This is a genomic window from Candidatus Levibacter sp. Uisw_134_01, assembly GCF_047717795.1.
GTDB lineage: Bacteria > Pseudomonadota > Alphaproteobacteria > Puniceispirillales > Marisalimonadaceae > Marisalimonas.
Genome location: NZ_CP159808.1, coordinates 138088 through 164046, shown reverse-complemented (window position 1 = coordinate 164046; position 25959 = coordinate 138088). Strand labels below are relative to the sequence as shown.

The window sequence follows — 25959 nt, the reverse complement described above, 5'->3', positions numbered from 1 at the left end:
AATAGTGTATATTAACCTATATTATCTAAAACAGCTTTCATAAATGATGAGTTCTTAATAGCCATTTTTGCAATATTTTGATCAGTATCATTTTCCTGAGCTTTAAACCCGGTAAGCTTTTTTTCTAAAACCTGCTTATTAGATTTATCAAGTTTTTCGGCTCTTTCTGCCAATATAGTTACAGACGTCTCATTTATCTCAGCAATGCCGCCATCTATCATAATTCTAGAAACAATTTTGTTATCATTAAAAATGTCAACAATGCCTCTATCAAGACTAGACATCACTTGCGAGTGTCTAGGCAGAGCACCTATATTTCCATCAGAACCTGGTAATACAACCATCTCAACTGGCTCAGAAACAAGAACCATTGATGGGGTTACTATTTCTAAATTAGTTGTGTCTGCCATTGTAACCTCGCTATAAATTAATTGTTAAGCAGCTTCTTTTGCAAGTTTTTTACCTTTTTCTATAGCTTCTTCAATAGTTCCTACCATATAAAAAGCAGCCTCTGGTAAATCATCATATTCACCTTCAGTAATACCTTTAAAACCTTTTATTGTGTCTTCCAATGACACAAGAACGCCTGGTGAACCAGTAAAAACTTCAGCCACGTGGAAAGGTTGGGATAAAAATCTTTGGATTTTTCTAGCTCTAGTAACAACTAATTTATCCTCTTCTGACAACTCGTCCATACCTAAAATTGCTATTATATCTTGAAGTGATTTATACTGTTGAAGCACTTCTTGAACTCTTCTAGCGACAGCGTAATGTTCATCACCTACTATTCTTGGGTCCAACATTCTTGAGGTTGAATCAAGAGGATCAACAGCTGGATAAATACCAATTTCTGCAATTTGCCTTGATAAAACAGTCGTAGCATCTAGGTGAGCAAATGATGCTGCAGGTGCAGGGTCAGTTAAGTCATCTGCTGGAACATAAATAGCCTGAACTGAAGTGATCGAACCTTTAGTAGTAGTTGTAATTCGTTCTTGAAGAGCTCCCATATCTGTTGCCAATGTTGGCTGATAACCCACAGCAGACGGAATTCTTCCTAACAAAGCAGAAACTTCTGAACCAGCTTGAGTGAATCTAAAGATATTATCAACGAAGAAAAGAACATCTTGTCCCTCTTGATCTCTAAAATATTCAGCTAACGTTAATCCTGTTAATGCAACTCTTGCTCTAGCTCCTGGAGGCTCATTCATTTGTCCATATACCAATGCTGCCTTAGAACCTGGTCCATCAGGGACAATAACACCTGATTCTACCATTTCATGAAACAAATCATTACCTTCTCTAGTTCTTTCACCAACACCTGCAAAAACAGAATATCCACCATGTGCTTTTGCTACGTTGTTAATTAATTCCATAATTAAAACAGTTTTACCAACACCTGCTCCCCCAAATAAGCCAATTTTTCCACCTTTTGCATATGGAGCAAGAAGATCAACAACTTTTATGCCAGTTACTAAAATATCTGCAGATGTAGATTGTTCTACATACTCAGGTGCATCCCTATGAATTGGTAAAGACATTTTAGATTTTACTGGTTTTCCATCATCAACAGGATCACCAATAACATTTAAAATTCTTCCTAAAGTTTCAGGGCCCACTGGAACTGTTATTGGAGCTCCTGTTTGCAAGACTTCCATGCCTCTAACAAGTCCGTCTGTACTATCCATAGCAATAGTTCTTACCTCATTTTCACCCAAGTGTTGAGCCACTTCTAATATTAATTTTTGACCTGCATTATCAATCTGGAGAGCATCAAGTATTGATGGTAGTTTGTCATCAAACTCTACATCGACAACTGCTCCAATAACTTGGGAAACTCTTCCTAAATTTTTTTGAGATGGTTTTTTTGCCATTTATATTACTCCATGTAATTTATTAAGTTTATTATAAAGCTTCTGCACCAGATATAATTTCAATTAACTCACTGGTTATAACTGCCTGTCTTGTTCTATTATATTGCAAGGTTAACTTATCTATCATTTCACCAGCATTTCTTGTAGCGTTATCCATAGCTGTCATTCTGGCTGCTAATTCACTTGCTGTGCTCTCAATTTGAGAACTAAACAATTGTGTTGCTAAATTACGTGGTAATAAGTCAGTTAAAATCTCTTCTTCACTAGGTTCAAAATCATATATCGAAGAAGTATCCTTGTCTTCTTCATTTATTTGTATTTCTGCGGGGATAAGTGACTTGAACGTAACTTCTTGCGCAATAGCAGAAACAAACTTGTTATATATAACTCGACAAACGCCAAACTCACCATTTTCGAATAAATTAATTATTTTTGTTGCTAAAACTTCTGCATCTGCATAATTAGGTTTTGCAGACTTACCTTCAATTTTGTCAATGAATAAATTTCCATATTCTCTGTTTAGTGAATCAGCTGATTTTTTACCAACCATTAATAGTTTAACATTTACACCATTTTGTTGTAGATCATTAATTTCTTTTTTTACACTTCTTGTTATTGACCCATTAAAACCACCACATAAACCTCTATCGGCTGAGAATACAACTAATAGCTGAGTTTTATTTTCAGGTTTGCCTGTTAAAAGATCAATTGAAGTACCCGTGGCTTTAGAAGAGATTTTAGAAACAATTTTGTCCATAAGTGAAGTGTAAGGCCTGGATGCTAAAGCTTGGTCTTGAGCTCTTCTTAATTTAGCTGCGGCAACCATTTTCATAGCAGAAGTGATTTTTTGAGTAGATTTAACTGAGCTAATTCTATTTTTTAGGTCTTTTAAAGAAGGCATATCAACCTATCCTCTTTTAATTAATGCAACTATTAAGAAAAATTCTTTATCAACTGTTCTAGCATATCTTTAAGAGACTTTTCTGTTTCATCTGACATAGTCTTATCTTTTCTAATCGCATCTAATATCTTAGAATCCTTGGCTTTTAACTTCTGTAATAAAGCTTGCTCAAATTCACCAATCTTTTGGGTTGGTATTTGATCTAAATAACCCTTAACACCAGCATATATAACAGCCACTTGTTCTTCAACATCCATTGGTGAATATTGAGCTTGTTTTAAAAGCTCTGTAAGTCTTTCACCTCTAGATAGTAACTGCCTGGTTGAAGCATCCATGTCGGATGCAAACTGAGCAAAAGCAGCCATTTCTCTATACTGCGCAAGATCTAGTTTTATTGTACCTGCAACTTGTTTCATGGCTTTGATTTGAGCAGCAGATCCAACTCTAGATACTGATAAACCAACATTAACAGCAGGCCTTATGCCTTTGTAGAACAACTCTGTTTCTAAAAATATTTGACCATCTGTAATTGAAATAACATTAGTTGGAATAAAAGCTGAAACATCACCACCTTGCGTTTCGATTATTGGCAGCGCCGTCAATGATCCAGACCCATTATCACTGTTTAATTTAGCCGCTCTTTCTAACAAACGTGAATGTAAATAAAAAACATCACCAGGATAGGCTTCTCTTCCTGGAGGTCTTCTAAGAAGTAATGACATTTGTCTATAAGCTACAGCTTGTTTTGACAAGTCATCATAAACTACAACTGCATGCATTCCATTATCTCTAAAAAATTCACCCATTGCAGCAGCGGCATAAGGTGCTAAAAACTGCATTGGTGCTGGATCAGAAGCAGTGGCAGCAACAACTATAGAATATTCAAGAGCCCCTCTTTCTTCTAATGATTTAACTATTTGCGCAACTGTTGACCTTTTTTGTCCAACCGCTACATATATACAAAATAATTTTTTAGTATCGTCTTTACCGGCTTTGTCATTAGTGCTTTTTTGGTTTAAAAATGTATCAATAGCAATAGCCGTTTTACCAGTTTGTCTGTCTCCAATTATTAATTCTCTTTGCCCTCTTCCAACAGGAATAAGAGAATCAATAGCTTTTAATCCAGTTTGCATTGGCTCATTAACAGATTGTCTTGGCATAATGCCAGGTGCTTTTGCTTCAACTCTAGTTCTTTTTACGTTTTTTAGAGCCCCTTTACCATCAATAGGATTACCTAATGCATCAACCACTCTTCCTAATAAACCTTTACCTACTGGCACATCAACAATAGAACCAGTTCTTTTAACAACATCACCCTCTTTAATGGTCTTATCACTTCCAAATATAACAACACCAACATTGTCTCTTTCTAAGTTAAGAGCCATTCCAGCAATTCCACCTGGAAACTCTACCATTTCTCCAGCTTGAACTTCGTCAAGACCATGAACACGTGCAATTCCATCTCCAACAGAAAGAACTTTACCTACCTCGGTAACTTCTGCTTCTGCTCCAAAATTTGCAATTTGATCTTTTAAAATTGTTGATATTTCTGCTGCACGAATATCCATTAATTTGTACCTCTCATGGCTATTTCAAGTCTATTAAGTTTTGTTTTTATTGAACTATCTATCATTTTAGAACCTATTTTAACAATAAGGCCTGCTATTAAAGTTTCGTCAACTTTAAGAGATAGTGATATTTTTTTAACGCCAGTAGCTTCAGATACTGCTGTTTCTACTTGTTTTTGTTGATCTTTATCTAATTTAGATGATGAAGTAACCTCAGCTTGCACTTCACCATTTGTTTTGGAAACCAAAGATAAGAATACATCTTGGATTTGTTTAATATAATTTAGTCTTCCGTTAGCGGCTAAGGTACCACAAAATTTAATAGTTAATTTATCAACTTTCATTTTTTTTAGAACTGCAGATATGGAAGATAGTTTATCAGCTTTAGAAATAGCAGGATTTTTAATCATATTCATAAACATATCATTATTTTCTAAGAGCGTTTTTATTTCTTGAAAATCTTTAACTATTTTAGATACTATTTTTTTTTCTGCAGCTAACTCGTATAAAGCCTTTGCATATCTGTTTGTTAATCCAGATGATTCACTCATCTTAATACTTCCTTAAATTTTGAATTAATAAAATATAAGGATTGCTAGCACAGCATTGGACTCATTGCAAGTAACAAGGTCTTTATAGGCACTTAATTTTACATAAACGAAAATGGATCAATATCAATAGTTAAATTGATATTAGAGGGTTTGTGAACTTTCTTTGTCCAATCAATTAAAACTTTTTGGATATTTACAGTTTTATCTGATTTAATTAAGAACCTTCTTCTATATTTTCCTCTTAAAAAATACATTGGAGCTGGAGCCGGCCCAAAAATTTTTACGTTTTTGAAAGATGGCGCCAATCTAGAAACATCAGAAGCAAAACTATCTAAGTCACTCTCAAACTTAGAGGAAAGAATAATAGCTGCCAACCTTCCATATGGAGGCATGTTAGCATTTTTTCTAGAAATAAGTTCTTTTTCAAAAAATTCGTCCCGGTTATTTTGTGCAATGGCTTTGATGATTGGGTTTTCTGTGTCAAATGTTTGTAGATAAACTATACCTTTATCATTTGAACTGGTTGTATGTCTTCCAGATCTTCCTGCGACTTGTTGTAAAAGCTGAAAACTTCTTTCAGAAGCTCTAAGATCACCTCCAGACAACCCTATATCACCGTCTATTATACCTACTAACTTTAGTTTTGGGAAATCGTGACCTTTTGCAACCATTTGTGTTCCAATGATTATATCAACTTCTGAGTTTTTAATTTGTTCGATAGCATTAGTTAATAAATTTTGATTTTTCATGGTATCACTAGAAAGAGTAATTGATTTAGCTTCCGGAAATAATCTTTGAACTTCTTCTTCAATACGCTCAACTCCGGGACCACAAGATTTCATTTGATCTTTATTCCCACATACTTCACAAATATTTGAAATATGTTTGCTGTATCCACAATGGTGACATGTTAATAAATTAACTAAACGATGTTCAACTAACCAGGTTTCACAATTTATACATTTAACTTTGTTACCGCATGAATTACATACTCTTAGGGGCGCGTAACCTCTCCTATTTAAAAATAATAATGTTTGTTCTTTTTTGAGTAATTTATTTTGAATTTCATTAATTAATAGTGGAGATATCCAATTCCCTTTTTGAGGTGGGTACAATTTCAAATCTAAAAGTTTTATATCTGGCATATCTGCACCTGTTGCTCTTTTAGGCAAAGTTAAGTGAATATACTTTCCCATCCTCATATTATAAAAAGTTTCCAACGATGGTGTAGCTGAAGCTAAAACTATAGTAGCTGATGACCTGTTTGCTCTATACACAGCCATATCTCTGGCATTATATCTAACATTTTCTTCTTGTTTAAATGCCGGCTCATGTTCTTCGTCTACTACAATCAAACCCAATTTTGAAATTGGTATCATTAATGCAGATCTGGCTCCAACAATTACTCCAGCTGTTCCACTCAATGCAGACAACCAAATTTCTTTTCTTTTTTTCTTGCTAACATCAGAATGCCAAACCAATGGGTTAAAATTAAATTTGTTATAAAATCTTTTTTGCCAGTCAGGTGTTAAAGCTATTTCTGGTAGCAAAATTAAAACCTGTTTTCGTTCATTCAAACATGTTCGCACAGTTTCAAAATAAGTCTCGGTCTTACCAGAACCAGGGACGCCGTCTAATAAAAAACAATCTGTTTTATCCTTTAGGATTGATTTGTTAATTTTATCAACGGCATTTTTCTGATGTTCGTTTAAAAGCTTATCATTCTCTTTTTTTATATCATTGCTTTTAATAAAATTTTTAGAAAAATCAGGCATTATTTTAATTAACTTTTCTATAATAAGGTTTTTATTTACCATATCTTTTAAGACTGTTTTTGATACGCCGATGTCTTGTATTAAAGAAGTTTCGTATACTTCTTTATCTGAATTGATCAAAGCATCTAAAACAAGCTTTCTCTTTGACCTTAATTTTTTGTTATCAATTGAATCAATTGATAAACTATCTTCAAGATTATATTTATATATTTTATTATACTGTGGAGAAATAATAGCTTCCAGTGGGCTTAAAACCATTTTTAAAACAAGCCCTTTATAAACACAATTCCAATTTGCCAAGAAACTAATTAAATCAATCGTAGGTAAAGGTATGGGATCAATCTCATATATATCAATAAGAGTTTTTAACTTACTTTGAGAAATTGTTTTAGAGCCTTCACTTACAATTATCCCAACTACTTTTCTTTGCCTAAACGGCGCTGATACAATCTGTCCTACGCTAATCTCATTTATATTTTCTTCAATTAAGTAATCAAAAGTATCGTTAAATGGGCCAATTAATAATACAGCTACTTCTTTTGTTTTAATGCTTTTCATTTATTAACTTAATCTAAATATTTAAATATTAATTTTAGTTATCATTATAAACATAATGTATTATAAAATATAGATAACGAAATATTAGTTTTATGAAAGCACATAAAAATCTAAAAAGGACTAAGAATGGAATTATTTATAGATACTGCAGAAATTGATGAAATTAAGTCCCTCAATATTACTGGATTAATTGATGGCGTAACAACAAATCCCTCTTTAATTGCTAAATCTGGACGAAATATTATTGAAACCATTGAAGAAATTTGTAACGAAGTGTCTGGACCAGTTAGTGCAGAAGTTACAGCAACAGATTTTGAAACAATGATTAAAGAAGGGCGAAAGCTCTCTGCAATTGCTCAAAACGTTGCAATTAAAGTTCCTTTAACATTTGATGGTCTAAGAGCTTGTAAAGTTTTCTCTGAAGATGGAATTATGGTTAATGTGACTTTATGTTTTAATTCAGCTCAAGCCATATTAGCTGCAAAAGCAGGAGCGTCTTTTATATCACCTTTTATAGGTCGCTTAGACGACATTGGTTCCGATGGTATAAATTTAATTTCTGAAATAACAGAAATATATGACATTCATGGTTTTGAAACTAAAGTTTTAGCCGCTTCAATAAGAAGTGTTCAAGACATTATAGATTCTGCTAAATTTGGTGCAGATGTTGCTACTATTCCACCTAAGTTCTTGAAAGCTATGTACAACCATCCACTTACTGACAAAGGTTTAGCAGATTTCTTAGCAGATTGGAAAAAAACTGGGCAATCAATATTATAGTTAATTAATGGTAACATTAAAAAAAAATAATTTTACAGATTATACAATTAGTATAATTGAACCATGGATAAAATACCTCGAGACTATTCGTGGTTTTGGAACACATACACTGAATGCATATAAAAGAGACGTTTTAGATTTTTTAAAATTTTGTAACAACGAAAAACATAATTTCTTAGCCCCTAATAAACAGGTAATCAGAGAATATCTTTTTAATCTGTCAGAACGAAAATTATCCAGACCAACAGTAGCAAGAAGAATATCTAGTTTAAAAAATTTTTTCAGATTTTTACTAAAAGATAAAACTATTTCAACACTTGATGTATCAATTTTCAAAAGTCCAAAGCTGAAAAGAAATTTTCCAAAATCAATCGATTCAAATTTAGTTACAAAGGCATTATTCTCTTTAATAGATGAAAAAAATCATGCCTGGATAAATCTACGTGATAGAGCAGTAATGTTACTATTATATGGAGCAGGCTTAAGAATTAGTGAGGCTTTATCTCTTAAAAAAAAAGAAGCTCCCAGAGGTGATTGGTTAAGGGTTCTTGGAAAAGGTAATAAATATAGAGATATTCCTTTACTGCCTATAATTTGTGATGGTGTTAAAGATTACTTAGATCTTTGTCCATTTAATGTTCAGGAAGACGGTCCTCTTTTCCTTGGAAAAAGAGGAGGAGTATTATCTCCTCGAATTATCCAAAGAAGAGTAGAAAACTTAAGATATGAACTAGGCTTGCCTTCTCACACCACACCACATGCTTTAAGACATGCATTTGCAACTCATTTATTATCTGGAGGAGCTGACTTAAGAGCTATACAGCAACTTTTAGGTCATTCAAGTTTATCTACAACTCAAAGATACACTGACGTTAATGAGACAGAACTACTGAGTTTACATAAAGCAATTCATCCTAGATCATAAAAGAGGCAATTAATCTATATTTATTAACTGCCTCTTTGTTTGTAATATTTATATTAAATCAAATCTATCTAAGTTCATAACTTTGTTCCATGCTGCTACAAAGTCATTGATAAACTTATTTTTTGAGTCACTGCATGCATATACTTCTGCAATAGCACGTAGTTGTGAGTTAGATCCAAACGCAAGGTCTACGCGTGAGGCAGAACTAATTTTTTTTGAACTTGCTCTATCAAAACCATCATAAGAATTTTTACCTGCAGGCTTCCACTCAATTCCCATATCCAGAAGTTTTACGAAGAAATCATTTGTTAATTTGCCAGATGGCTCAGTAAATATACCATAACCATTTGAACTTATACCAAGCGATCTCATGCCGCCGATAAGCACTGTCATTTCTGGTGCAGTTAAACCCATTATTTGAGCTTTATCTAAAAGCATTTCTTCTGGACTAACACCATAATCTTGTTTCTGAAAATTTCTAAAACCATCCACAACCGGTTCTAGAACTTCAAATGAATCTACATCTGTATTTTCTTGAGTAGCATCACCCCTTCCAGGAATGAATTCAAGTGACTTACCTGAAGCTTCTTCAACACCTATATTACCAGCAAGTACTATAATATCCGCAATAGAAGCACTCGTTTTTTCTGATATATCAGAATAAATATCTAAAATTTTAGATAGTTCACTTGGCTTGTTAACTTCCCAGTTCTTTTGAGGTTCTAAACGAATACGTGCTCCGTTTGCACCTCCTCGCATATCTGTTCCCCTGTAGGTAGATGCACTCGCCCAAGCTGTTTCTACCATCTGTTGAGTTGACAATCCACTTGAACTTATAAGAGACTTTACTTGCTTAACATCATAGTTTTTATTTCCAGTTGGAACAGGGTCCTGCCATATAAGTTCTTCTTCTGGAACTTCTGGTCCAAGATAACGTGTCTTTGGTCCCATATCACGATGCAAAAGTTTAAACCATGCTCTTGCAAAGGCATCTTGAAACTGATCCGGGTTTTCATGAAAGCGCTTAGAAATAACTTTATAAGAAGGATCTTCTCTCATTGCCATGTCAGCTGTTGTCATCATAGTGGTTACTTTAATTGAACCATCTTGAGCATCTGGAGCTAAGTCTTCATCTTTTGGATTAATAGGATGCCATTGATGAGCTCCTGCAGGACTTTTAACTAATTCCCATTCATAACCGAAAAGTAAATCAAAATAACCATTATCCCATTTTGTTGGATTTGCAGTCCATGCTCCTTCAATTCCACTTGTTATTGTGTCTCTTCCAACTCCAGAACCATATGAATTTTGCCATCCAAGTCCCATTTGCTCTATTGGAGCGCCTTCTGGTTCTGCGCCTACATATTTATCAGGATCTGATGCACCATGTGCTTTTCCGAAAGTATGCCCTCCCGCCGTAAGAGCTACAGTTTCTTCATCATTCATTGCCATTCTTGCAAATGTCTCGCGAATATCTCTAGCACTTGCTAATGGATCAGGATTTCCGTCAGGACCTTGAGGGTTAACATAAATCAAGCCCATCTGAACTGCCCCTAGTGGCATTTCTAATTCACGGTCTCCTGAGTAACGCTTGTTTTCAAGCCACTCATTTTCTTTACCCCAATATATATCCTCTGGAGGAGACCATATATCAGCACGCCCACCACTAAATCCAAAAGTTTTTCCACCCATTGATTCAATCGCCACATTACCAGTTAATATAAATAAATCTGCCCAGCTAATTTTGTTTCCGTATTTTTGTTTAATCGGCCATAATAATCTTCTTGCTTTGTCTAAATTACCATTATCAGGCCAACTATTCAGAGGAGCAAATCGCTGATCACCTGTTCCGCCGCCACCACGACCATCACTAGTCCTGTATGTCCCAGCTGCATGCCATGTCATACGAATAAAAAAAGGACCGTAATGACCATAATCAGCTGGCCACCAATCTTTAGTATCTGTCATCAAATCATTGAGATCTTTTTTAAGAGCTTGGTAATCTAATTTTTTGAATTCTTCACGATAATCAAAGTCTAAATCCATTGGATTAGATCTTTTGTCGCCTTGATGAAGTATATTTAAATTTAACTGGTTTGGCCACCAATCACGATTAGATGTACTTATACCACTGTTAGTTGTAGCTGAACCATGCATTACTGGACATTTTCCAATATCATCCATGAAGAATCCTTTCAAAATATATGTTGTTTATAAGTAATGAAAATATGAATTGTATTTATATATGTCAAGTAGTTTAGAACTATTTTAAAGTAAATTAAATCAATTATTTTTCTTAATTTTTATAATAATATCAACACCGCTGTTGATGTAACCTTTTGGAATTTCAGGAAGCTTTAGAAGACGTATCTGATTATTTTTAATGTCTGTTAACTCGCCAGTTTCTTCATCTAAAAAGTGATGATGAAAATCCATATTAGTATCAAAAATTGCAGTGTCATTTACACTTTCAACTTGATTAATAAGGCCAACATTTTTAAATTTTTTAAGGCAGTTATATACTGTTGCTATTGACATTTTATTTCCAGATAAGTTTATCTCATCCAGGAGATTTTCCGCTGTAAAATGTCTATTTGAACCATTAAAGAGTAAATCAGCTATTATTATCCTTTGATTAGTTGGTCGTAACCCTGCATTTCTTAATTTTATTTTACTTTGCATAACTTATTACTTAATCATTGAAACGTAATTTAATTAAATCAATTAAAATTATACACAAATATTGTCAAGTTAATAGATTCTATCTTTACGAAATCTATACAAAATGAGATCATATGTTAATAAAGGAGAAAAACATGACTAGGCCTAATGATCTCAGCGCGACTGAAGCCAGAAAGTTAATAGGAAACAAGCAACTTTCTCCTTTAGAATTAACGAAAAGCTGCATTGATCAAATTGAAAGATATAATCCATCAATAAACGCTGTTGTTGCTATAAATCATGAAGATGTTTTAAAAGAAGCTAAAAAAGCAGAAGATGACGTGATGGCAGGAAAAGAACTAGGTTTGCTTCATGGCCTTCCTGTTGGAATTAAAGACTTAAACCCTGTCAAAGACTTACGGTCAACTTCAGGTTCAAAGTTATTTGAAAACAGAATTCCTGATTATGACGATAGTGTTGTAGCAGATATAAGAGCTGAAGGCGGGATAGTTTTTTGTAAAACTAACACCCCAGAATTTGGAGCTGGAGCAAACACAAAAAACAAGGTTTACGGCGCAACATGCAACCCGTTTGATTTAACGAAAACTCCTGCAGGTTCGTCGGGTGGCAGCGCTGCAGCGTTAGCTACCAACATGATGCCACTCGCAAATGGAAGTGATTATGGTGGTAGCTTAAGAACTCCTGCTGGTTATTGTGGAGTAACAGGATTTAGACCTTCTCCTGGCCTAGTTCCAGCAACAGAGGCATCTGTTTCACTAAACCCTTTTTCAGTTCAAGGACCAATGGGAAGAGATGTTTCAGACACTTACCTATTATTACAAGCTCAAGTTAACTTAAATAGGGCGGACCCTTTTTCTAGTCTAAATAGTTTATCAATGCCTGACGAATTAATTGGAGCAGACTTATCAGGTGTTAAAATGGCATATTCGCCTGACTTAGGCTGCGCCCCTGTAGACAACAATATAAAGGCTACTCTTTTAGAAAAAATAAATACATTTAAAAGTAATTTTCTTCTTTCAAAAGAAGATCATCCAGATTTTTTAGATATTCACGAATGCTTTGAAATAATTAGAGGCTTTAATTTTGTTGCATCTCATAAAGAGAAGTTTGATCTTCACAAAGATTTACTAGGACCAAACGTAATAGATAACGTTGAACGAGGATTAAAATACAACCTTGCAGATGTTTCTTGGGCACATGTAATGCAAACAAAAATTTATAAGAGTTTTCGTAATTTTTTTAATGAATATGATGTTTTAATCTGTCCAGCAGCGGCTGTTTCACCTTACCCTCACGAACAATTATTTGTAGATACCATTAATGGTAAAAAAATGCCAACTTATATGAGATGGTTAGCACTAAGTTATGCGTCTACTATGGCTATTCCATGTGTTTGGGCGCTACCTTGTGGATTAGATCATAAAAAGATGCCTTTTGGAATTCAATTGATTGCGCCTGCTGGCAAAGATGTTCAATTATCAGAAATTGCAAAAAGTCTAGAATCTGTTCTAATGGTTAATCAATTAACTAAAAGGCCAGTACCAGAGATAAAATAACTTAACAAGATTAATAGGGTGAACGATATTAATTCTGAAAAATTACATGAAATTAAGGTTTTTTTTGATAAGACGACATCTACACTAAGTTATGTAGTTTATGATGAGCTAGAAAAAAAATGTGCGGTTATTGATAGTGTTCTGGATTTTGATTATTCGTCTGGGGATATAGATTATGTAAACGCTGACAAAATAATATCTTTTATAAATGACAAAAAACTGAACCTAGAATGGCTTATTGAAACTCACGTACATGCAGATCACCTCTCAGCATCTCCTTATATTCAAAATAAACTTGGAGGTAAGATTGGTATTTCTGAAAATATCTCGGACATCCAAAATATTTTTGGCAAGACATTTAATGCCGGAACAGAGTTTCAAAGAGATGGAAGCCAGTTTGATAAACTATTTAGAGAAGGTGATCAGTATAAAATTGGTAGAATTCAGTGCAAGGTAATTCATACACCTGGTCATACACCCGCCTGCAACGCTCATGTGATAGGCAACTCTATTTTTGTTGGAGACACTTTATTTATGCCAGATCTTGGAAGTGCAAGGGCTGATTTTCCAGGTGGCGATGCTCGACAACTTTATAAATCAATTCAGAAAATATTAAGTTTCCCAGACGAAACAGAAATTTTAGTTTGTCACGATTATCCTCCCTCAAATAGAGGAGTCAAATGGTCGACAACTGTTGGAGAACAGAAGAAAAATAATATTCATGTTAAAACATCAATCAGTGAAGATGAGTTCGTGAAAATACGAGAAGAAAGAGATAAAACATTAAATATGCCAAAACTTATTATCCCATCCATTCAAGTTAATATGAGAGCAGGACATCTTCCACCGCCTGAAGAAGATGGGAATATTTACATAAAAGTACCAATTAATAGTATGAAAAATCTAATCTAGTTCTTTAAGTATTGATTGGACAATTTCAAAAATTTTGTCGATATCATGCTTTTCTACAATAAGAGGTGGAGAAAAAGCTAGCGTATCTGCCGTAACTCTTAACATTAAACCTTTGTGCCAGGCTTTTTTCATCGCTTCATAGCCTCTTGCTCCAACTGCTCCAGATCGTGGGGCAATCTCTATTGCTGCTACAAGTCCTAAATTTCTTATATCTATAACATTTTTGTCATTTTTAAGTTGATGGATAACACTTTCCAAGTATTTTGCTGTTTTACCAGCTTTATTAAATAAATCTTCATCTCTGTAAATATCTAAGGCTGCAAGTCCAGCTGCAGATGCAATCGGATGTCCAGAATATGTATAGCCATGAAAAAGCTCTATAGGCATATCTGCTTCATCCATCATAGTGTCATATATTTTTTTTGAAACAACTGCGGCTCCCATAGGAATAATCCCGTTAGTGATTGCTTTTGCACATGAAATAATATCAGGGGTAACTCCAAAATATTCTGATGCAGTAGCTGTTCCTAATCGGCCAAAACCTGTTATAACTTCATCAAATATTAATAAAATGTCATGCTTGTCACAAATTTCTCTTAATCTTTTTAAGTAATTTTTCGGAGGTGGCAAAACCCCAGTAGAACCTGCAATAGGCTCAACAATAACCGAAGCAATTGTAGAGGCATCATGAAGGGCAACTATATTTTCCAATGTATCAGCTAAATAATCACCATGTTCAGGAGAACCTTTAGAGAATTTATTTTTATCCGGCAAATGAGTATGAGATATATGATCAACCCCAGAAAGAAGTGTTCCAAAATATTGTCTATTTCTTGGCATACCTCCTACAGAAATACCTCCAAAGCCGACCCCATGATAGCCTCTTTCACGACCAATCAAACGTGTTTTTGTTCCCTTACCTCTTGCTCTATGATAAGCCAAAGCTATTTTGAGAGTACTATCGACCGCCTCAGATCCGGAGTTTGTAAAAAACACATGGTCTAAACCTTTGGGAAATAAATCAGCAACACGACTTGCAAGTTCAAAAGCCTTAGGATGCCCATATTGAAAACTAGGTGCGAAGTCTAAGGTAGCTGCTTGTTGAGAAATAGCTGAGGTGATTTCGGGCCTGTTATGTCCAGCATTTACACACCATAATCCTGCGGCGCTATCAAGAATATCTTTTCCAGTTTCACTTTTGTAATACATGCCATCAGCTGACACAACTATTCTGGGATCTTTTTTAAAATCCCTATTAGCCGTAAAAGGCATCCAATAAGATTCTAAGTCATTTAATCTTTTCATAATTAACCTCCACAAGCTAAACTAGAAGAAAGAAAATTTTCTTATATATTACTCTGACAACATGATTTGATAAGGTCAAGTTATAGGTTTTGTTAACTATTAAATAAGTGGTTATGAGCACCAAGTGCTGGAGGTTTTTTAACTGCTTTATTGTCCCTAAACTGATTATCTATAGGCAAAGGTAATGCAGGAATTTCAGAACCATTTTCATTCTTAATTTTCTTAGAAAAAATATCTCTTATTTTGAAATGATTATCACTAATTGCTTCTTCCATAGACTTGACTATTGAACAACAACAATCTGCTTCAGCAAAGATTTCAAACCATTGATTCTTGTCTTTTAAGACAATAAGTTCTCTTACTTTTTGAATAACTTCATTTTGATTATCATTCATTTTAATATACTTTTCTGGCAAATCTATAGCTTCACAAAACTTATTCCAAAAACGATCTTCTAGAGGAGCCGCAGCAACATAACCCCCATCTCTAGTTTTATAAATATTATATCTTGGTGACCCTCCCGATAGAACTGAATCTGAATTACCTGGCCAAACATTTTTTGAAAACCCAGAACCTAGGCCCCAAAACATAAAAGGAAAAAGATTATCTGTCATCGATATGTCTATAAAAGATCCCATCTCATTGATGTCTCTTTTTCTTAAAGCCAATAAAATATTAATTACGGCTGGGTAGGACCCGCCAGCTATATCCGCAACAAGGGCTGGTGGAACAACGGTATTATTGTCATTTCCCATACTTAAACTTAACAAACCTGTATTACCAATATAATTTAAATCATGACCAGCATCCATACTTTTAGGGCCAGTTTGTCCATACCCAGTAATAGACACATAAATTAATTTTTTATTAGTTTTACTTAGAGTTTCATAGTCCAACCCAAGTCTTTTCATTACACCTGGCCTGAATTGTTCAATAATTATATCCACTTTTTTTATCAATGGTTTAAGGATCTTAAAACTATCTGGATCTTTTAAATCCAGCGCTAAACTTTTTTTTCCTCGGTTAAGCATTGAAAAAGAAGCGCTTTGACCACCCCATTTTGGATAAGATGTTCTTATCTCATCACCAACTTCAGGTCTTTCAATTTTAATCACTTCTGCGCCAGTTTCAGCAAGGAATAAACTAGCAAGAGGCCCAGGTAAAAGCGTTGAAAAATCTAAAACTTTTATACCTGATAAGGAGCCTTTTATTTTTTCATCCATACTTAGTTCCCTAATAAATTATAAGAGATCTCTTCGACTTAAATTTTTAATCATAGACGCTATTCCAAATTCCCATTGTGGACAAGCTGTGGATAAATTAACAAAATTAATTAATTCTCCTAAGTTTGATTCAGAAATTGTTACTTTATCTCCAATTTTGTGAGTAAAGCCTTCTCCAGGAATATCTCTGTCTTCAGTTGGAGCAAACAAAGTTCCTAAAAATAACATAAATCCATCTGGATATTGATGGTGTTTTCCAATAGTTTGATTTACAAGATCTTCTGGATCTCTACTAATCTCTGACATTGAACTAGATCCATTTAATATATATCCTTCTTTACCTTCTACCTTTAGTGAAATATAGGCTGATTTCATATCTTCAAGGGTGTAACTATCGTCAAAAATTCTTATAAAAGGCCCAATAGAACAAGACGCGTTATTATCTTTAGCCTTACCCAAAAGCAAAGCTGAACGTCCTTCAACATCTCTGAGGTTTACATCATTACCTAATGTCGCTCCCTGTATTATGCCTTTACTATTAACTGCTAAAACAATTTCAGGTTCAGGGTTGTTCCAATTTGAAATTGGGTTTAATCCTACTTCAGACCCAAAACCAACTGATGATAAAGTTTGTGCTTTAGTAAAAACTTCAGCATCTTTTCCTATGCCAACTTCTAGATATTGAGACCACAATCCTTCATTAATGAGAGCTTTTTTAACTTCCGAAGCTTTTTCTGAACCAGGGACAATGTCTTGCAAACTATCACCAATCAATCCACCAATGTGATTTCTAAGGCTTTCTGCTTTCTTAGGATCACCAGCTGCCCTTTCTTCTATGACCCTCTCAACCATTGATTTAGCAAATGTAACACCACACGCCTTAACAGCTTGGAAATCACATGGCGCAAGAAGTGAAATGTTGGATGTTTTTATTAAGCTTAATTCAAATAATTCTTTTATGGAGATAACTTTTTCACCAACATAACGGTCTAAATATTCTTGAACGTTCTTTAATTCAAGCAAGTCTCTCATAGTAGGAATTTCTTTAGATGTTATATCGAAGACAAAGCCATCCTTTATTTTAACTAAACATGGACCACCTTTAGTCTGATCCCAAATTCTACCAACAAAACATCCTTCTGCATAATTCATTTCTATCTCCTAATAAGATCTTCTTTAAATGCAACTTAGCCTAATGATTAATATAAATGAAAATTTGAATAATCAAATTTAATTATATAATGTTAAAAAATTAAATTGATTATAAAGGGATATTTAAATGAGTGCTTTTTTTGAATTAAGAATATATCAAATTTTTCCTGGTAAAATGGGTGAATGGCTATCTTTCATGGAAAAAACAATAATACCATTTCAAATAGAGCAGGGAATGGTAATACATGGCAGTTTTGTGATGGATAGTTCTGACCAGTTTGCCCTTGAAAATGGTGAGAGAGTAATGAACTCTGAAAAAAAAGGGAACACGTATGTTTGGATTAGAAGATTTGAAAGCCAAGAAGAAAAAGTAAAACTATATAAAGCCGTATACGAAAGCAAAGAATGGGTAGATAATATAGCCCCAACAGTTGCAAACTTAGTGGATAGAAATTCAATACTAGTACATAACTTAAGTTCTACTGCTTTATCAATTATGAAATAAAGGGATCACCATTGATACAATTATATGGAAGACGAAACTCTATTAATGTTCAAAAAGTTTCATGGGCCCTTTGCGAATTAAATATTGAATTTAAGTGGCATGACGAGCATGGAAAGTTTGGAACTGTTAATGTAGAAAACTATGAGAAATTAAATCCTCAACTGATTGTTCCTACCTTAGATTATAATGGTACTATAATTAATCAATCAAATAGCATTGTGAGATATCTTTATAGAAAACACACTGATGTTTACGAAACTTCAAAAGCAGAAGATATCGCAATTGCTGAGCAGTGGATGGAATTTCAAGCAACTGACTTACAATTAAATATGACACCAATCTTCTGGGGATTAGTAAGAAATCCTCCTGAAGATCGCGATCAAGACCTGATTGATAAAAATATTATTTTATTGAATAAAAAATTTGAAATTTTTGATAATTTTTTAGAGGGTCATGAATACATTTTAAATAATAGTTTTGGTATGTCAGATATTATTATGGGTGTTGCTACTTATAGGTATAATTCTTTACCAATTGAACGAACTAATTTAGTTAATTTACAAAATTGGTATAAAAAAATTAGTAACCGTAATTGTTTTAAGAAAAATATTTTAGGTACTTTTTCCTAAATTTATTAGTACCTGCGTCAGGAGATGCTTATGGAAAAAATAGGTTTTATTGGCTTAGGTAATATGGGGACCCCCCTTGCTAAGAGATTATTAAAAAAATATCAGCTTATTATTTATGACCTTGACGAAAATAATATTAAATACTTCACTGATAAAGGAGCTTTGGCTTGCTCTACTCCTGCTGAATTAGCCTCACAAACTTCACGAATCTTTTTATGTTTACCAACGAGTGCTATTGTAGAGAAAGTTGTAAATGGAGATCACGGATTATTAAAAACTGCTAAAAAAGATACATATATTATTGACATGACAACTGGAGAGCCAGAAATTACCAGAAAAATTTCTAATGCTCTTAAACAAAAAGGTATAAATTTTATTGATGCTCCAGTAAGTGGCGGTCCAAAAGGAGCTAATCAGGGTAATATAGCTATAATGGTAGGTGGAACTAAAAATCAATTTTCTACCATTAAGCCTATAATGGACGATATTAGTTCAAATATATTCTATGCAGGAGAGATCGGATCAGGACATTCAATCAAGGCAGGTAACAACTTACTCAATTTAATATGTAGAATGGCTACTTTCGAAGTTATCTCCATGCTTGTAAAAGACGGTGTTGATCCTGAAAAAGCTGTAAATATTATCCAGAAAAGCTCAGGGAGAAACTATGCAACCGAAATCACACTTCCGGACAATATTCTTTCCGGAAAAATGGTACAAGGTTTCAGCACTGGTTTGATGCAAAAGGACGCTGGCGTTGCAACCAGAATTGCTGATACTAATCAGGTTGAAATTCCACTTGGAAAATTGTCTCAAGAGCTTTTAAAATCTACTATAGATGAATTTGGTGAAGATGCTGATATGAGCAATGTCGCTCTTACATACGAAAAAAAATCAGGAGTAAAAATTAGGCCTTAAATAAGTGTTCCCTCTTGTATTGCCCTAATTTGCAAAGCTAGAAATTTTGAAAAAATTCTGCATTGAGCTAAGCTTCCTGCATGAAACCATAGACCAGGTTGGTTAGTCTGTATCCACATATTTCTTAATTCTTGTCTATCATTATCAAATCCCCAAATAGGTCCAAGCTTTTCAACAACTGCTTTACCAAAAAACTCTTCAACTACATATTCTTGGCCTTTGTAACCGGTTGCAGTAACCATCAAATCAATATCAAAGTTATCACCTGATTTCATCTCTATTCCTGAAGCATTAAAATTAATAATATCAGAAAATTGTATTACTTTAATTTTTCTTTCGGCTATTAAATCAGAAGCTCCAACATTAAAATAATAACCACCACCTCTAGTTAAATATTTAAATTGCCACCCGGTATTTTCTTCTCCGTATTCTAATCTAAACCCAACCTCTTCTAATTTGTCCAATAAAGACTTATCAATTTCTTTTGTCTTTTCTGTAAGTAGTTGATGTGTTTTTTTTAGAACTTTAAGAGGACTTGAAATCGTAATTAAATCACAATCATCAGTGTTTGGTCCTTCCCTGTATAGTTGATAGGGAAGCTGAGCGCTAGGCTCAACATTTACAACCATAGATGGTGATCGCTGGACAATTTTAACATTTGCACCGTGAACGTACAAATCTTGTGCAACGTCATGCGCGCTTGTACCGGTGCCAAATACCAATACATTTTTACCTTTGTAATCTCTGCCATTACTGTAATCTGTTGAGTGAATTACCTTACCCTTATAACCATCCATTCCTGGGATTTTAGTACGATTAGGAACTGAGCTCACACCAACGGCCATTACTATATGCTTGGGCTTCATTATCCTTTCATTACCATCGGATAATTTAAGCTTAACATTCCAATTTTTTTCAGTTTTATCGTATTCTGCACTAATAAAGGTTGTTTTTGTCCAAACATTTAACTCCATACTCTCAGCATAATACTCAAACCAACCGGCTAATTTGTCTTTGGGAATATACGTTGGCCAAGTAGGAGGGAATGGCATGTAGGGCAGATGATTTACATGGGTCTGATTATGTAATTTTAAAGAGTGATATCTATTTCTCCAATTATCCCCAACTCTTTCATTTTTATCTACAACAAGAGTATCAATATTTTGTTGTTTCAATCTTGCCGCAATTGATAGGCCGGCTTGCCCACTCCCAACAACTAAAACTTCAGGGTCTCTGTCTTTATATAATCTGTCTTCTTTTCTAACATCTAACCAATTAGGACCTTCCAAAGTATTTTCATATTGATCCTCTTTTTTATTAAATGAAGAATTAAGATCACTTAAAGCTGTAAGAAAATTCCATGCTTTAAAAGTCCCTGAGACCTCACTGTCTTCATATAATCTAACTACGCCCTCACAATAACCAAACTTTGTTTTAAATTTTAAAATGACTTCTACAACATTCTTACCCGCTCTGATAACTTCCCTAGGTTGAGTTCTTTGTGGATCGATAACAAAGTCTTTAGCAATAACATTTAAAACCGTATCATAAAGTTTTGGAATTATATTTTGTTTGCCAGATGTTGTTTGGATCTGCCAAGTGAGCGCTAATATATCTCTCCAATGAGAGTTCTCAAAAAATAATTTATTAAGATTTTCTATAGAATCTGTTTTGCTATTTTTATCGGATATAGCTTCGTTAAAACTTAAAAGCCAATTATCTACTTCATTTCTAATGTTAACGATGTGACTATCTAACAACAAAAACTCCAAAAAACATATAGTTATAATATCAAACAAAACTTTCTAAGAATAGAAAATTTTTATAGTATATTATTATAAATAAAATAAGTTGATTATGAGGGTTTTTATTATGGATAGATTAGAACAAACAGCTCAATTTATGTTGGATCAACATAATGCAAAAATGAACTTTCAAAACTTACCTGAAGCCTTAATGCCTTCAGATTTTGATGAGGCTTATAAAGCACAACAGATATTTCAAAAAAAATCTGGTCGAGGGGAATTAGGTGGCTTTAAAATAGCTTTGGCTTCCAAAATTCAACAGGAATTATGTGGAATAGATCATCCTATAGCTGGTGGAATTTTTGCCAATGAAATAAAGAATAGTCCTTCAACATTTGAACTAAGTAATTTCCATGGGTTAGGACTAGAGTTTGAAATAGCTGCAACTTTATCTGATGATTTAAAACCTAATATGGATTCATTTAATAAAGATAATATTAGACAATATGTGAAATCTCTTTCACCTGCCTTTGAACTTATTATTGATAGAGAAGCTGATTATTCAAACATCAACCCATTGACTATGATCACAGATAATGCCTGGTGTTCAGGAATAGTTTTAGGTAAAGAACTTCCAAATTGGGGAAATTTAAATCTTGATAATATTAAATCTCAACTATTTTGGAATGACGAACCTCCACAAAATGCAATGATTAAAGACGCAAATCCGTTAGAATCATTATCTTGGGTTGCTAATTTACTACTTTCTCATGGACGGACAATCCCTAAAGGTAGTGTTATAATTACTGGAAGTGTAATTAAAACTCGAGCACCTCAAACAGGAGATCATATTATTTACAAAGTAGGCAATTTATCTGAAGTTGAAATTAAAATTATCTGATAAAGCTATTTTAAAAAAACACGTTAAATTCTATGAGTGACTGAATTATCATTTTTAAAGCTGCAATACTAAAGAATATAAGTAATAATTTTTTAAATGTTTTTGCATTTATTTTATTTCTTAACTTTTCACCAATCTGGAAACCTATCACAGCTGTAACAGAACCAAGTGCTCCATAAATAAACATATTTGATTGAAATACACCTGTGGCAATATACCCAACGGAAACAGGAATACATCCAATTGTAATTAAAAAACCACTAACATCTACAAAATGTTTGGGTTTAACATTTTTCATCAATAAATACATTGTTACAGGAACGGCCCATATCGAAGCAACACCTCCAATTAACCCTCCTAAAGCACCAAGGCCACTTTGCCAAAAAATATCATGATTTGATTTCATTTTAAAATTGAAACCAAAAATTTGAAGACCAACAAATAATATTACTGCAAATGAAAAAATAAGCCTTACTAAATTATCTCCTATTTCATAGGCATAAAACGAGGTTATTAAAATACAAATTACTAATGAAAAAGCGAAATATTTATAATTGTTAATTAACTTTTTGGGATTATCTGCCTTGCTAAATTGCCAAATATTAGCAACAGTCATAGGTATAAGGTTTAAGCCTAAAGCCATTAAAGGAGAGATAAAAAAAGTCATAATCGTTATTGCGGTAGTTGGTAGACCTATACCAATTACTCCCTTTACTACTCCTGCTATTAAATAGGCCAACCCTACTATTAGAGCTATTTCATTAGGGTTATTTAAAATATCCAAAATCTAACCTTCATTAAAAATATTAACTACCATGTAAATCGAAGTTACATTAGCTATTTATTTAATACTAATAACTTTTATCCTAATCTTAAAAATATTAAGCCTGCAAACAATCCTATTATTAAAAATAGTTTAAAGAAATTTAACTTTTCTTTTAAGAACAACAAGCCTAGAAAAACAGCAAATAGAATTGAAGTTTCTCTTACGGAAGAAACTACGGCAATTGGCAGGTATAAACATGCCCACACTACGATACCATAGGCTAAATAAGAAGCCGCACCGCCAACAAAGAATGATATCTTCTCACCAACAAAAATCTTTTTTATTATTTGTCTTTCTTTCCATCGAGCAAAACAATAAAATATTAAAGCATTAATCAAAGTCATTGAACTAAAAAAACCTATTGGATTTTGTGTGACTCTTGCACCATGACCATCTACAATAGAGTAACTGGCTATTAAACAACCAGTTGCAATTGCTAGATAAAAACCTGTAATGTTGGACTTGTTATTTCTTATTTGTTTAATTCCATAAATTATTAATGATAAAGAAATAATAAAAATCCCTAAAACTTCGTAAAATGAAATATCTTCATTAAGAAAAAACAAACTTATTGAAATTATAATTAGAGGAGATAAACCTCTTGCAACTGGGTAAATCTCAGATAATTCACCATGTTTATATGCGTTTAGTAAGAATATTTGATAAAAAACATGTAAAAAAGAACTCACTAAAATGAAAATTAATCCCTTAATATTAGGTAATCCAAAAATAAAAATACCCGTGATTGCCAAAGGCAAATGGCCAAGAACAACTGCTGTCATACTGATGAATTTGTCAATGGAACCTCTTAATATAAAGTTCCAAAGTGCGTGCAAAAAAGCAGCAGATAGTACTGCGCAAATAACTATGGTGTCTGTAATACCAAAACCTAACTATAATTATTAAAAGAATTAGGCGTAATAAGTAGAGTATTAAGTATCATATAGTCAAGATCTACCTTAATTTCATCAATCTTGAATCACCTGATTTCTCAAGATAATTTTTTATAAACTGAATTATTACAATTTTGTTATATCAAAACTCTTTAAATCATTACTTCAATTAAGAACGGACCATTTTCTTTTAATCCATGCTTAAAATTTTTGACTAAATCTTCTATATTATCTACACGAACTCCGTCTACGCCCATACCCTTAGATACTGAAACCCAGTCTAAAGACGGATCTTTTAAAGACAACATTTCCAAAGCTGATTTTCCTGGATTAGTAACACCAACATTAGTCAATTCACCTTGCAAGATTTTATAACTTTGATTTGCAAATATTAATACGACTATATCTAAATTTTCTCTGGCCATTGTCCACAAGGATTGAACAGTATACATAGCACTTCCATCACCCTCTAAGGCTATTACCTTTTGATGTGGACAAGCTATAGCTGCTCCGATTGCCACTGGCATCCCAAATCCAATAGAACCTCCACAATTATTTAGCCATGTATGAGGACAAGATCCCGCAGTTTGATTAAAAAACTCTCTTCCAGTAGTAACAGATTCATCAACTACTATTGCATTTTCTGGAATCAAGGCTCCTAAAACCATTCCAAGGGAGGTTGTATTAATCGGTCCTTTTGGAATTTCTGGAATCTTTAATTTTGACATTGTTGAAGGTACTTTATTAGAAACCCCAATTTTATCAGACAATTTTTCAATAAGATCTGTTATGTCATCAGAAAGAGATGCAAGTTCTACAAACTTTGTACTATCTTGTGTTAAAATCCCTGGTTTATTTGGATATGCAAAAAACGCGACAGGCCTTCTTGCTCCTATTACAATAATAGTATCAAATGATTTTAATACTTCGACTGCATTATCAACTACGTAAGGAATTCTAACAGAGTTAATTCTTCCAGCACCTTTATCTAAACGGGCATTAAACCAGTCCGTCTTAATTGGGCAATTCATTTTATCAGCTATTTTAGCTATCTTAATTAAGTTTTTCTCTTCTAGAGCAGCACCTCCGACAAGGATCAATGGGTTTTTTGCACTTTGTAAAGCTTCTATTCCTTCTTGAATTGAGTCAGTTGGCACCTTGTTTGAACTACTTTTAAACTCAACTCTATCTAGTTCATTTCCTTCATTCCAAGCAGTATCACCGGGCAATATTAATGTTGCAATTTGACCTGGGTTTACTTTGGCCATCTTAATAGCTTCAGCCCCGTCAATTGCTATGTCCTTAGATGATTTACTAGTTTTAACCCAATGGGAAACTGGTCTAGCAATTCCTTCTATATCAGAAGTTAAGGGTGCATTTAATTTGATATGATCAAGAGCATGTTCACCTACAATATTTACAATGCCTGAACTTGCTTTTTTAGCATTATGAAGATTTGCAAGTCCGTTAGCTAATCCTGGACCTAAGTGTAATAGAGTTGAAGCTGGAGTTCTTTGCATTCTAAAATAACCATCAGCAGCGCCAGTTGCACAACCCTCAAACAAACATAAAATACTTCTCATCTTTTCATATTGATCTAGAGCTGCAACAAAATGCATTTCTGACGTTCCTGGATTAGTAAAACAAACATTTACATCTCCTTTTAATAAAGTCGCTACTAAACTTTCTGCTCCATTCATTACATTCTCCAAATTAATTATTTAACATATTAACTAAATAACTAATCTCTAATACATTAATCATTTAATTTATCAAATAAAAA

At 33.5% G+C, this 25959-nt stretch carries 23 protein-coding genes; 8 read left to right on the top strand and 15 right to left on the bottom strand.

Annotated elements, in window-relative coordinates; all coding sequences use genetic code 11:
• Window positions 1-11: 11 nt before the first annotated feature.
• The 6 genes from atpC to priA form a co-directional block, all read right to left on the bottom strand.
• A complete protein-coding gene (gene atpC / locus ABXT66_RS00850; RefSeq protein ID WP_443643777.1) occupies window positions 12-410 on the bottom strand; it encodes an ATP synthase F1 subunit epsilon in 399 nt (132 codons plus the stop codon).
• Between the two features lie 24 nt (window positions 411-434).
• Window positions 435-1871: a F0F1 ATP synthase subunit beta gene (gene atpD, locus ABXT66_RS00845; protein WP_443643776.1), complete on the bottom strand. Its 1437-nt coding sequence runs from the start codon at window positions 1869-1871 to the stop codon at window positions 435-437.
• A gap of 31 nt (window positions 1872-1902) precedes the next feature.
• A complete protein-coding gene (locus ABXT66_RS00840; protein ID WP_443643775.1) occupies window positions 1903-2772 on the bottom strand; it encodes a F0F1 ATP synthase subunit gamma in 870 nt (289 codons plus the stop codon).
• Between the two features lie 32 nt (window positions 2773-2804).
• Window positions 2805-4340, bottom strand: coding sequence for a F0F1 ATP synthase subunit alpha (gene atpA, locus ABXT66_RS00835; RefSeq protein WP_443643774.1), 1536 nt, complete (start codon window positions 4338-4340; stop codon window positions 2805-2807).
• Window positions 4340-4891: a F0F1 ATP synthase subunit delta gene (locus tag ABXT66_RS00830; RefSeq protein WP_443643773.1), complete on the bottom strand. Its 552-nt coding sequence runs from the start codon at window positions 4889-4891 to the stop codon at window positions 4340-4342. Before ABXT66_RS00830 ends, atpA begins: the two co-directional genes overlap by 1 nt.
• 98 nt (window positions 4892-4989) lie before the next feature.
• Entirely contained in the window at window positions 4990-7224 is a 2235-nt protein-coding gene (gene priA, locus ABXT66_RS00825) for a replication restart helicase PriA (protein ID WP_443643772.1), read from the bottom strand.
• Between the two features lie 126 nt (window positions 7225-7350).
• Here priA and fsa point away from each other — a divergent pair, with 126 nt between their 5' ends.
• Together fsa and ABXT66_RS00815 are read left to right on the top strand one after the other, a co-directional pair.
• Window positions 7351-8004, top strand: coding sequence for a fructose-6-phosphate aldolase (gene fsa / locus ABXT66_RS00820; protein WP_443643771.1), 654 nt, complete (start codon window positions 7351-7353; stop codon window positions 8002-8004).
• Window positions 8005-8011: 7 nt separating this feature from the next.
• A complete protein-coding gene (locus tag ABXT66_RS00815) occupies window positions 8012-8929 on the top strand; it encodes a tyrosine recombinase XerC (protein ID WP_443643770.1) in 918 nt (305 codons plus the stop codon).
• A 48-nt stretch (window positions 8930-8977) separates the two neighbouring features.
• Here the strand turns inward: ABXT66_RS00815 and katG are convergent, their stop codons facing one another.
• Both katG and ABXT66_RS00805 read right to left on the bottom strand, forming a co-directional pair.
• Window positions 8978-11113: a catalase/peroxidase HPI gene (katG, locus tag ABXT66_RS00810; protein WP_443643769.1), complete on the bottom strand. Its 2136-nt coding sequence runs from the start codon at window positions 11111-11113 to the stop codon at window positions 8978-8980.
• Window positions 11114-11212: 99 nt separating this feature from the next.
• Entirely contained in the window at window positions 11213-11611 is a 399-nt protein-coding gene (locus ABXT66_RS00805; RefSeq protein ID WP_443643768.1) for a Fur family transcriptional regulator, read from the bottom strand.
• Window positions 11612-11745: 134 nt separating this feature from the next.
• Here ABXT66_RS00805 and ABXT66_RS00800 point away from each other — a divergent pair, with 134 nt between their 5' ends.
• Both ABXT66_RS00800 and ABXT66_RS00795 read left to right on the top strand, forming a co-directional pair.
• The gene (locus ABXT66_RS00800) at window positions 11746-13167 is read left to right on the top strand and encodes an amidase (RefSeq protein WP_443643767.1); all 1422 of its coding nucleotides are present in this window, start codon (window positions 11746-11748) and stop codon (window positions 13165-13167) included.
• 18 nt (window positions 13168-13185) lie between these two features.
• Window positions 13186-14079 carry an MBL fold metallo-hydrolase gene (locus tag ABXT66_RS00795; RefSeq protein ID WP_443643766.1) on the top strand — a complete coding sequence of 298 codons (894 nt, stop codon included), beginning with the start codon at window positions 13186-13188 and terminating at the stop codon, window positions 14077-14079.
• Here ABXT66_RS00795 and ABXT66_RS00790 read toward each other — a convergent pair.
• From ABXT66_RS00790 to ABXT66_RS00780, 3 genes are all read right to left on the bottom strand, one after another.
• A complete protein-coding gene (locus ABXT66_RS00790; RefSeq protein WP_443643765.1) occupies window positions 14071-15384 on the bottom strand; it encodes an aspartate aminotransferase family protein in 1314 nt (437 codons plus the stop codon). The two genes, ABXT66_RS00795 and ABXT66_RS00790, sit on opposite strands and share 9 nt — an antisense overlap.
• Before the next feature lie 92 nt (window positions 15385-15476).
• Complete coding sequence (locus tag ABXT66_RS00785) at window positions 15477-16607, bottom strand: CaiB/BaiF CoA transferase family protein (RefSeq protein ID WP_443643764.1); 1131 nt, start codon at window positions 16605-16607, stop codon at window positions 15477-15479.
• Between the two features lie 18 nt (window positions 16608-16625).
• A complete protein-coding gene (locus ABXT66_RS00780) occupies window positions 16626-17759 on the bottom strand; it encodes a fumarylacetoacetate hydrolase family protein (RefSeq protein ID WP_443643763.1) in 1134 nt (377 codons plus the stop codon).
• A 127-nt stretch (window positions 17760-17886) separates the two neighbouring features.
• Here ABXT66_RS00780 and ABXT66_RS00775 point away from each other — a divergent pair, with 127 nt between their 5' ends.
• The 3 genes from ABXT66_RS00775 to ABXT66_RS00765 are packed head-to-tail and all read left to right on the top strand — an operon-like array spanning window position 17887 to window position 19811.
• Window positions 17887-18264 (top strand): NIPSNAP family protein, encoded by a 378-nt coding sequence (locus tag ABXT66_RS00775; RefSeq protein WP_443643762.1) that lies wholly within the window; start codon window positions 17887-17889, stop codon window positions 18262-18264.
• An 11-nt stretch (window positions 18265-18275) separates the two neighbouring features.
• A complete protein-coding gene (locus tag ABXT66_RS00770) occupies window positions 18276-18893 on the top strand; it encodes a glutathione S-transferase N-terminal domain-containing protein (RefSeq protein WP_443643761.1) in 618 nt (205 codons plus the stop codon).
• Between the two features lie 30 nt (window positions 18894-18923).
• Window positions 18924-19811 (top strand): NAD(P)-dependent oxidoreductase, encoded by an 888-nt coding sequence (locus ABXT66_RS00765; protein ID WP_443643760.1) that lies wholly within the window; start codon window positions 18924-18926, stop codon window positions 19809-19811.
• On the opposite strand, the gene ABXT66_RS00760 is transcribed toward ABXT66_RS00765, so the two are convergent.
• Window positions 19808-21571: a flavin-containing monooxygenase gene (locus tag ABXT66_RS00760; RefSeq protein WP_443643759.1), complete on the bottom strand. Its 1764-nt coding sequence runs from the start codon at window positions 21569-21571 to the stop codon at window positions 19808-19810. The two genes, ABXT66_RS00765 and ABXT66_RS00760, sit on opposite strands and share 4 nt — an antisense overlap.
• 112 nt (window positions 21572-21683) lie before the next feature.
• Here ABXT66_RS00760 and ABXT66_RS00755 point away from each other — a divergent pair, with 112 nt between their 5' ends.
• Window positions 21684-22457 carry a 2-keto-4-pentenoate hydratase gene (locus ABXT66_RS00755; RefSeq protein WP_443643758.1) on the top strand — a complete coding sequence of 258 codons (774 nt, stop codon included), beginning with the start codon at window positions 21684-21686 and terminating at the stop codon, window positions 22455-22457.
• 10 nt (window positions 22458-22467) lie between these two features.
• Here the strand turns inward: ABXT66_RS00755 and ABXT66_RS00750 are convergent, their stop codons facing one another.
• The 3 genes from ABXT66_RS00750 to ABXT66_RS00740 all read right to left on the bottom strand — a co-directional run bounded on the left by ABXT66_RS00750 (window position 22468) and on the right by ABXT66_RS00740 (window position 25876).
• Window positions 22468-23241: a sulfite exporter TauE/SafE family protein gene (locus ABXT66_RS00750; protein ID WP_443643757.1), complete on the bottom strand. Its 774-nt coding sequence runs from the start codon at window positions 23239-23241 to the stop codon at window positions 22468-22470.
• A gap of 77 nt (window positions 23242-23318) precedes the next feature.
• Window positions 23319-24119 (bottom strand): EamA family transporter, encoded by an 801-nt coding sequence (locus ABXT66_RS00745; RefSeq protein ID WP_443643756.1) that lies wholly within the window; start codon window positions 24117-24119, stop codon window positions 23319-23321.
• 209 nt (window positions 24120-24328) lie between these two features.
• Window positions 24329-25876: an acetolactate synthase large subunit gene (locus tag ABXT66_RS00740; protein ID WP_443643755.1), complete on the bottom strand. Its 1548-nt coding sequence runs from the start codon at window positions 25874-25876 to the stop codon at window positions 24329-24331.
• Between the last annotated feature and the right edge of the window lie 83 nt (window positions 25877-25959).